The organism is Clostridium sp. BL-8, assembly GCF_002006495.1.
Lineage (GTDB): Bacteria > Bacillota > Clostridia > Clostridiales > Clostridiaceae > Clostridium.
Map to the genome: position 1 here is coordinate 1 of NZ_LZZL01000167.1, position 4,528 is coordinate 4,528.

At 31.1% G+C, this 4,528-nt stretch carries 5 protein-coding genes; 2 read left to right on the plus strand and 3 right to left on the minus strand.

What is annotated here, in order from left to right; genetic code table 11:
- Nucleotides 1-471 precede the first annotated feature (471 nt).
- The gene (locus tag CLOBL_RS26710) at nt 472-654 is read right to left on the minus strand and encodes a hypothetical protein (protein ID WP_009170590.1); all 183 of its coding nucleotides are present in this window, start codon (nt 652-654) and stop codon (nt 472-474) included.
- A gap of 483 nt (nt 655-1,137) precedes the next feature.
- Between CLOBL_RS26710 and CLOBL_RS26715 the strand changes: the two genes are divergently transcribed.
- Both CLOBL_RS26715 and CLOBL_RS26720 read left to right on the plus strand, forming a co-directional pair.
- Nucleotides 1,138-1,917, plus strand: coding sequence for a class I SAM-dependent methyltransferase (locus tag CLOBL_RS26715; RefSeq protein WP_077861773.1), 780 nt, complete (start codon nt 1,138-1,140; stop codon nt 1,915-1,917).
- A 106-nt stretch (nt 1,918-2,023) separates the two neighbouring features.
- Complete coding sequence (locus CLOBL_RS26720; protein WP_023975720.1) at nt 2,024-2,215, plus strand: YwbE family protein; 192 nt, start codon at nt 2,024-2,026, stop codon at nt 2,213-2,215.
- A gap of 353 nt (nt 2,216-2,568) precedes the next feature.
- On the opposite strand, the gene CLOBL_RS26725 is transcribed toward CLOBL_RS26720, so the two are convergent.
- Both CLOBL_RS26725 and CLOBL_RS26730 read right to left on the minus strand, forming a co-directional pair.
- Nucleotides 2,569-3,507 (minus strand): FAD:protein FMN transferase, encoded by a 939-nt coding sequence (locus tag CLOBL_RS26725; protein WP_077861774.1) that lies wholly within the window; start codon nt 3,505-3,507, stop codon nt 2,569-2,571.
- Nucleotides 3,500-4,447: a LysR family transcriptional regulator gene (locus tag CLOBL_RS26730; RefSeq protein WP_077861775.1), complete on the minus strand. Its 948-nt coding sequence runs from the start codon at nt 4,445-4,447 to the stop codon at nt 3,500-3,502. Before CLOBL_RS26730 ends, CLOBL_RS26725 begins: the two co-directional genes overlap by 8 nt.
- Between the last annotated feature and the right edge of the window lie 81 nt (nt 4,448-4,528).

Here is a 4,528-nt window from a genome sequence, read left to right on the forward strand (position 1 = left end):
CCTCACGGCTATATAAAATCAATTCAACACATTGAATAATGTTAACTCGACCTTATATAATAAGTTGGAGTACTATTATAATAGATATAAATCAACTATAATAAAACTTTTCCCCATCAGATAAAATCTTATCGCCGACTAATATAACAGCCATAATATTATGACCATTATATAATCTTTGTTCGACCTATATACACCCTAAGTCAAGAGCATATATAAATCTTTGCTCAACTGTTATGTTCCTTATAATATTACTATGTGCAATTTTAGTTATAGTATACATAAAATCAAATTGCAATTTATGGAAGCCGATGAGAACTATTTTCTAGCAATATGTGAGGACTTTTTCCACTTAAGTACCCAAACTTGCAGGGGGAAATATAACATGTCAGTCACAAGATCCATACTAAAGCCTCAGAGGTCCAGAAAATTACATAAGCATTGAAAGACTCTAGTTTTATAGAAAAGATACTATACTTGATTATCTAATCCTAACATTATTACTGTATTTTCAAGATTTTTTGCATCTTTTAAATTGGATATAGGTGATTCTATATTATCAACAACTATTCCATCTTTTCTTATCTCCATTGAATTACCAATGGTATTATCATCATATATGTATTCGTATTCATTATGTTTATAAATAAGCATATAAAAAACTCCTTTTATATTTATTATTACCACTATTAATAAATTTTATACATCAAGATTGAAAAAAACAAGGTCATAAAATGATCTTTACACCATGAAATTATTAGGAATATGCAAAATCAATCACGTAAAGAATCATAAAGCTACAGCATATTCACTTTCACAGAGTGCTGGATGAAATTAATAACGTTAATTAAGAAACGGTGCTAATCTTGGTTAGATGGAGCACTTTTTTTGCTTTTAACTTCTATGTCAAAAGCAAGAAAGAGAATATTTTTAATTATTTAGTGCGGTAACTCTATAGAATACTATGAGTTATTTATGCAAAATGTCCTATTGTATTATGGCATTTATAAAGAAAACTCATATTTCAACTGAAATATAGTATAATGTTTGTTAGAACAAAAGAATAACAATATATTTTGTAATTATAAATTCGCAATTATTTTTACAATATATATGAAGAAAGACAGAAAGGGAAAAATGAAGATTGCAGTTACTACTACAAGAGATGCAGATGAGAGTTTAAATTATAAAGCAAAAGGTGTATCTAAAGATTTAAACATATCATATATAAAAAGAGGTAATTTTAGTATCAAGGAAACAATCTTGAAAGATGGTTTTGACTATTTATTAGTAGTTGAAAGAGTTAAGATTGTTATAAAGGGAGAAGATAGTGCACTGTTTTGGCATCCTAATATGTCAGAACTTAAGGTTAAATCAATAAGACAAGGAAATAAGGAATCTATAATAGAGGCAACAAAATTAGAAGAAGGAAATAGTATATTGGATTGTATATTAGGTCTTGCAGCTGATTCTCTTGTCTTTTCAGCAGTTGTTGGAGAAAAGGGATATGTAGTAGGGACGGAAATTAATAAGTATATAGCATATTTAAGTAAATGCGGATTAGAAAACTATAATAATATTAATGGTAAAACTATAGATAATATAAAGGTTGTTAATGAATCATATGAAGATTATATTTTAAAGCAAAGAGATAATAGTTTTGATGTAGTATATTTTGATCCTATGTTTAAAGAACCAAATAGAAAGTCAACATCAATAAATTCCTTTAGGGATTTTGCAGATCACAAAGGGTTAACAAAAAATATTTTAATGGAAGCACTTAGAGTATGTTCAAAAAGAGTGGTTATTAAAGAAAGACAAGGCTCTAATGATTTTGAAAAGCTAGGAATAGAAAAATATTATGGCGGCAAAAAAAGCGGTTCAATTATTTATGGAGTAATTGAAAAAACTATATAAAAAATTTAGATGTGCTAAGGTAAGAAGGTTTATATGAAAGGTTTAAATAATAATTAGTTTAGTGTACAATGGGATAAATATTAATCATAGATGAGAGGAAATTAAAATGAACGGAACAAAGAGAAGTAATATTAAAATAGGATCAACGGTTTTAGTTGTTCAAAAGCAGGATCAGCGTACAGGAAAATTGACAGAAGGAATAGTGGGAAAGATACTTACTAATTCACCAGAGCATCATCGTGGCATAAAAGTGATGCTTGAAAGCGGTATTGTGGGCAGGGTAAAAGAGATAAAGTAACAGTTATTATATATAAAAGTATGAAATATTGCAAAAAGATATAGAGATCAGTAACTGATAAAGAGGAACTTCAAAAGCATATAGGTGGAAAGCAAAGAGGCGATACTTTAGCTAGAAGAATGAAAGATAACAATGATGAACTTAAAATTGTAATTGTTAGAGATATGTGGCTTACAGGTTTTGACGTTCCAAATTAGAGTGGAGATGTAAATAGATAATCATATATTTAATATTAGTAGTGGATTTTAAAGGCCACGCTTCCCCTCCACCATACATATCCACGACCGCCTGTAGTTAGCTTAAATAGCTAACTATAAGCGGTTGTGTTTTTTGAAGAGCAAGGGTAGGGAATATTACATTGTTAATGGAGATATTCTTCCTATAAGATTATCTGTATAGGCTAGTTTTCCATCCACAGTTATTACAACAGCACCCATACCCTTAATTCTATTAACTTTATGAATAATTGAAGCAGCATCTAATCCAAACAATTTTGTAGTATATATATCGCAGTCTAGAGATTTATCAGCAATAATAGTTAAAGAAGCTATATTACTTTCTATTGGGTAGCCTGTTTTGCTGTCAAATATATGGTGGTATTTACGTCCATTATTTTCAAACACCCTCTCATATATTCCTGAGGTTACAACGGATTGATCTTTTATTTTGACAAGTGCCACAGCATTTCCTCTTGGTAGAAACGGATTTTGTATTCCAACATTCCAGTCACCACCGTTTGATGGTGAGTCTCCAAAAACGAGAACATTACCGCCCATATCAACCATAGCTGAAATAGCCCCATTTTCCTTAAAGAATTCCATAACTTTATCAGCAAAATAGCCCTTAGCTATGGCTCCAAGGTCTATCTCAATACCTTTTTTTAAGAAATACACGGTCTTTTTTTCATCATTTAGTTGTATATTTTCAGGCTTTAAAAGTTCCAGTACCTTTGCTATAGCATCTTTCTCTGGTACATGTGCCCCCTTAAAACCTATTCTCCATAATTTTATTAATGGCCCTATTGCAATATTTAAATATGTATTCTCACATAGACTATGTTTTTTCCCTATTTTTATCAGCTCATATAGCTCCTCATCCACTTCTTGCGGAGCTAGTGGAGCTGTTTTTTTAAGCATGGCAAGCTGTGATTTATCACTGTTAGCACTAAAGACTTCTTCATAATTAATTAGCATATCACAAGCTTTTTCTGCAAGCTTTTCAGCAGATTCTCCCTTTATATATAGAGAGATTTTCGTTCCCATAAGATATATTATCTTCGTATACTCATTCATTTTGCTCTCCTAGATTGAAATTATTTTGCCCATGAATTAGAAATGCATCTATAAGGTCTTTATCAATATCAGTTAGTTTTTTTTCACTGTGATATGCTATAAAATAATCTAAACTCAGCTCATCAATTGGAATTTGATATATGTTGTATTCAGATGGACATTCCTTTACATAGACGCTTTCTGGTATAAAAGTCAGTCCCAAATTACTCGCTGCAAGATTACGTACAGTGTTGATTTCGGTGCTTTCCATTATGATTTTTGGTTCCACCTTATAAATGCTTAATAACTGATCTATCTGCTTTCTTATAGCAGAACCCTTGGAAGTTAGTATCAGCTTTTGAGATAATATCTTGGTTATGTCGATAGTTCCTTCTGGAATAATGGCGACATCTTTCTGATATAGATCTGAGCTGCGAGGAATAATAGCACGGTATCCGTGTCTGCCCCAAGTAATAGAGTTTAAGTTTGGAGAAATATTTCTTGAATTTTGTCCAAGCCAAAAATCCAATTCGCCATTCAGAATTAGTTTCTCATTTTTTTCTGGTAAAGCCTCTGAAAGCTCTATTCGACAGTTTGGATGTATATCCAAAAACTTTGGTAAAAAAAGAGGAAAAAGGTAGGTTCCAAGGCTAGGAAGTACTCCTATCTTTATAACCTTGCTATCTATATCTGACACGGCTGATATTTCCCTAATGAGCCTCGCATAATTATTTTCTATTGAAGTTAAATACTGATAATATATCTTACCCTGCTCAGTTAATCTATATGGCAGCTTGTTACGACTTATAAGCTCACAGTTTAACTGACTTTCTATCCTTTTAATACTCTGTGTCAAGTGAGGTTGAGAAATATAAAGTGATTTGGCAGCCTTGCCATAATTACTGTACTTTAAAATGGCATCAATATAATACAAAATATCCTGAGAATAGTATTTTGACATTTAATTCATCCTTTTGTGAAATATTTAGGCATATGAAAATAAATAACGAGTCCCAAATAGCCTTGCAAGTGGACTTGTTAT